The sequence below is a fragment of the Moorena sp. SIO4E2 genome (genome assembly GCF_010671945.1).
In the GTDB taxonomy this organism is placed as follows: Bacteria; Cyanobacteriota; Cyanobacteriia; order Cyanobacteriales; family Coleofasciculaceae; genus Moorena; species Moorena producens.
Map to the genome: position 1 here is coordinate 1 of NZ_JAAHIE010000731.1, position 3,088 is coordinate 3,088.

At 43.0% G+C, this 3,088-nt stretch carries 8 protein-coding genes; 1 reads left to right on the plus strand and 7 read right to left on the minus strand.

What is annotated here, in order from left to right:
• Positions 1-61: 61 nt before the first annotated feature.
• The gene (locus F6K37_RS36155; protein WP_071105800.1) at positions 62-451 is read left to right on the plus strand and encodes a type II toxin-antitoxin system VapC family toxin; all 390 of its coding nucleotides are present in this window, start codon (positions 62-64) and stop codon (positions 449-451) included.
• 21 nt (positions 452-472) lie between these two features.
• Here F6K37_RS36155 and F6K37_RS36160 read toward each other — a convergent pair whose 3' ends face one another.
• The 7 genes from F6K37_RS36160 to F6K37_RS36190 all read right to left on the minus strand — a co-directional run bounded on the left by F6K37_RS36160 (position 473) and on the right by F6K37_RS36190 (position 2,890).
• Positions 473-637: a hypothetical protein gene (locus tag F6K37_RS36160; RefSeq protein WP_158026632.1), complete on the minus strand. Its 165-nt coding sequence runs from the start codon at positions 635-637 to the stop codon at positions 473-475.
• A complete protein-coding gene (locus tag F6K37_RS36165) occupies positions 627-806 on the minus strand; it encodes a type II toxin-antitoxin system HicA family toxin (protein ID WP_071105799.1) in 180 nt (59 codons plus the stop codon). Before F6K37_RS36165 ends, F6K37_RS36160 begins: the two co-directional genes overlap by 11 nt.
• The gene (locus tag F6K37_RS36170) at positions 803-1,027 is read right to left on the minus strand and encodes a type II toxin-antitoxin system HicB family antitoxin (protein ID WP_071107965.1); all 225 of its coding nucleotides are present in this window, start codon (positions 1,025-1,027) and stop codon (positions 803-805) included. Before F6K37_RS36170 ends, F6K37_RS36165 begins: the two co-directional genes overlap by 4 nt.
• Positions 1,028-1,248: 221 nt before the next feature.
• On the minus strand, positions 1,249-1,554 hold the full coding sequence (locus F6K37_RS36175) for a hypothetical protein (protein WP_071105798.1): 306 nt from the start codon (positions 1,552-1,554) through the stop codon (positions 1,249-1,251).
• A 65-nt stretch (positions 1,555-1,619) separates the two neighbouring features.
• On the minus strand, positions 1,620-2,015 hold the full coding sequence (locus F6K37_RS36180; RefSeq protein WP_083373870.1) for a hypothetical protein: 396 nt from the start codon (positions 2,013-2,015) through the stop codon (positions 1,620-1,622).
• A gap of 226 nt (positions 2,016-2,241) precedes the next feature.
• A complete protein-coding gene (locus F6K37_RS36185; RefSeq protein ID WP_271968685.1) occupies positions 2,242-2,532 on the minus strand; it encodes a hypothetical protein in 291 nt (96 codons plus the stop codon).
• A gap of 103 nt (positions 2,533-2,635) precedes the next feature.
• Positions 2,636-2,890 (minus strand): hypothetical protein, encoded by a 255-nt coding sequence (locus F6K37_RS36190; protein ID WP_158026631.1) that lies wholly within the window; start codon positions 2,888-2,890, stop codon positions 2,636-2,638.
• Between the last annotated feature and the right edge of the window lie 198 nt (positions 2,891-3,088).

Sequence of the window (3,088 nt, forward strand, 5' to 3'; positions counted from 1 at the left end):
ACTCCTAAAAGTCTTGAGGATATGGATGAGGCGATTCGGCAAGGGATAGAGGAGTTATGGCATGATCGCTGTTGATACGAATGTGGTTGTTCGGCTATTGACTCAGGATGATCAGTTACAGTTCAACAAGAGTGTAGAGATTTTCAGGAAGCAAGAGGTTTTTATTGCAGATACGGTAATTCTAGAAACGGAATGGGTTTTGCGTTTTGCTTATAAGTTCAAACCCGCCGCTATCTGTCAAGGGTTGAGAAATCTTTTTGGTTTACCCAATGTTCGTCTTGCCAACCCTAGCTTGATGGCTCAAGTTATCCAATGGCATGAAAATGGTTTAGATTTTGCTGATGCCTTTCATTTAGCCCTGAGTCAGCATTGTTCAGAGTTTTACACCTTTGATCAGAAATTTGCTAAAAAAGCTCAAGGGTTAACCCAATCTCGGGTAGATAAGCTCTAAAGAATGCGCGAATGCGCGAATTTAGTCGGGAGAATCGTAGGGTGGGCATTGCTGTTGAAAGAACAAAATTGAACGGCGATAAATTAAATGGGCAATGCCCACCAATGCCCACCGGACAAGATCAGCGTACGCACTACAAAATGCGATCGCATAGCGGCTCCAAAGGAGCATCGCACTATTGGGCATTTAAGTTTTTGAGGATTTTGTGTGCCAAAAATTCTTTGATTTCTGTATGTCGTGGTACAGCTTCAGTAACTCCAGTTTGAGGATTAATCCAAAGAGAATGAGAAGAGCCTTCTCGCTTAAGATAGCAACCCGCCTTCCGTAACTTTTTTTCTAATTCTTTACGTTTCATGGAATGGAAATAGAAATTGTATCCTCGATCGCTTCTTTGGGTAGTCCTCGACGAATATCAGCTAAACGATCTTCAAAAATCAGTTGAATGGCATTTTTCAAGCTTTCTTTGGCTTCTTCAACCGTTTCTCCTTGACCATTTGCACCAGGGATTTCAGGACAAATCGCCCAATATCCTCCTTCTGTTGCTGCCTCAATGATGGCGGTTAAGTCTGCGTTCATAAAAATCTCCTTAGATGGTTTATTAATCATAGCAATTATCATAGCTATGAGGTACACAATTTTTGAATTTTAGGGAACAGGGAACAGGGAACAGGGAACAGGGAAGAGAGAAGAGGGAATAGATAATCGTAGGGTGGGCATTGCTGTGCAATATCAAAATTGTTTAGGAATAAATTAAATGGGCAATGCCCACCAATACCCAAGAATCATTATTTTAGAATTTAGAATTTAGGGAGAATCGTAGGGTGGGCATTGCTGAGCTTGATCATGATTGAACCCCGAGCAATTAAATGGTCAATGCCCACCAAGTCGGGAGTCGGGAGAATCGTAGGGTGGGCATTGCTGAGCTTGGTCATGATTGAACCCCAAGCAATTAAATGGGCAATGCCCACCAATACCTTTAAATCTTTGGGTGGGTAAAGCAATGGTGAATTCGGATAGGATTGGGGGTTATAAACCAGCAATGGGTACCCTGCTTGGTGGGCATTGCTCAGATGAATTTGGGCAGGGTTTGGAGTTCGTTTCAAGCAATGCCCACCCTACAAAATTATTAATTTTTAATTATGAAATAAAACCTTCAACCAAATAACTTTCAACCTTCAACTTTTGAGCAGAGTTGATTCAATAACTCTTTTGGAATGGCTTCAAAATTTTCTAACAAAAAATCCATTAAGGCCAAATGATATAAGGAATCAGAAGAAGGAGATTTATAGCGAGAACCTTGAGCGAGCCAGGTGTTAACAGCGTAAGTTGAGCGGCAGCAGATTTGAGCAATGTCTTCTTGGTTAACTTGCCATTTCCAATAAAACGCCTGGGGAGTCATGGATAGTCGGCAGAAGCTGTATAGGTTGATCAAGATTCGCTCTCGCTCAGTGATGGCACGAGGCATTGAAAGTGGCCTTGTGGATTGGCTCTGGGCAATTTGGGCAAGGCGGTCTAGGGCTCGCTGACACTTAATCAGATGATCATTCGAGCGTTTTTTTGGCATGATGGAATTACCTCAAACATAGTGTTTGCTTGGGGGTATAAGCCGCGCTTCCAGGTGGCAAGCTATAAGCGCGGCTTTTTGTCCAAGAATCGTATCGAAATAACGGACATTTTTATTATTACTAATATCTTGGAAAAAGTCAAGAGTTATTTTAATATTTAATATTTTTTTACAATCTTAAGAAATTGACTAGTTTGGGATTTTATAGATAAAAACAATCATTTTTTTAAGGTAATTTGGGTTTATTAATATAAACATCGTAGGGTGGGCATTGCTGATTAAAATCATGATTGAACGGCGAACAATTAAATAGGCAATGCCCACCAATACCAAAAATCGTAGGGTGGGCATTGCTGATTAAAATCATGATTGAACGGCGAACAATTAAATAGGCAATGCCCACCAATACCCAATTATAATCGGGAATCGGGAATCGGGAATCGGGAATCGAATCTTTGGGTGGGCATTGCGGATGAAAATCAAAATTGAAGGCCGAGATCCCCTGGTTGGTGGGCATTGCTCAGGTTAATTCCGGCAGGATTTGGGGTTGGAAACCAGCAATGCCCACCCTACAAAATGCCTACTGATTAAAATCATGATTGAAGGTTGGTGGGCATTGCTCAGGTTAATTCCGGCAGGATTTGGGGTTGGAAACCAGCAATGCCCACCCTACAAAATGCGTTCGCGTAGCGTGACCAAAGGTCAATCGCGCCCCGCGTGGCCATTCGCGTAGCATGGCCCAAAGGCCAAGGCCAATCGCGCCCCGCGTGACCATTCGCGTAGCGTGGCCCAAAGGCCAAGGTCAATCGCTTCCAAAGCGCCAATGGCCACCGGACAAAATGCGTTCGCGTAGCGTGACCAAAGGAGCATCGCACTAGAAAAATCTCCTGAGCCGGAGCGTGGAGCTAAGAAAAATGGTGAAGGTAAAACAGTTCTTGAGTTTTCTGTGATGACGCAGGGAGTTAAACTAGGAAAATTTGTGGCATTGAATCGAAATGCCGCCATTCATCATACTAAGGCTTTTGCTCACCTAGAGAGTCTTGAAGGGAAGTATGGGAGGTGTGCTAAGTTGG

What these genes read in the sequence shown, in the direction of transcription:
- F6K37_RS36160 (WP_158026632.1), bottom strand. Translation starts at nt 637, where the DNA reads ATGCCCAATAGTGCGATGCTCCTTTGGAGCCGCTATGCGATCGCATTT.
- F6K37_RS36170 (WP_071107965.1), bottom strand. Translation starts at nt 1,027, where the DNA reads ATGAACGCAGACTTAACCGCCATCATTGAGGCAGCAACAGAAGGAGGA.
- F6K37_RS36180 (WP_083373870.1), bottom strand. Translation starts at nt 2,015, where the DNA reads ATGCCAAAAAAACGCTCGAATGATCATCTGATTAAGTGTCAGCGAGCC.
- F6K37_RS36185 (WP_271968685.1), bottom strand. Translation starts at nt 2,532, where the DNA reads ATGCCCACCAACCAGGGGATCTCGGCCTTCAATTTTGATTTTCATCCG.
- F6K37_RS36155 (WP_071105800.1), top strand. Translation starts at nt 62, where the DNA reads ATGATCGCTGTTGATACGAATGTGGTTGTTCGGCTATTGACTCAGGAT.
- F6K37_RS36165 (WP_071105799.1), bottom strand. Translation starts at nt 806, where the DNA reads ATGAAACGTAAAGAATTAGAAAAAAAGTTACGGAAGGCGGGTTGCTAT.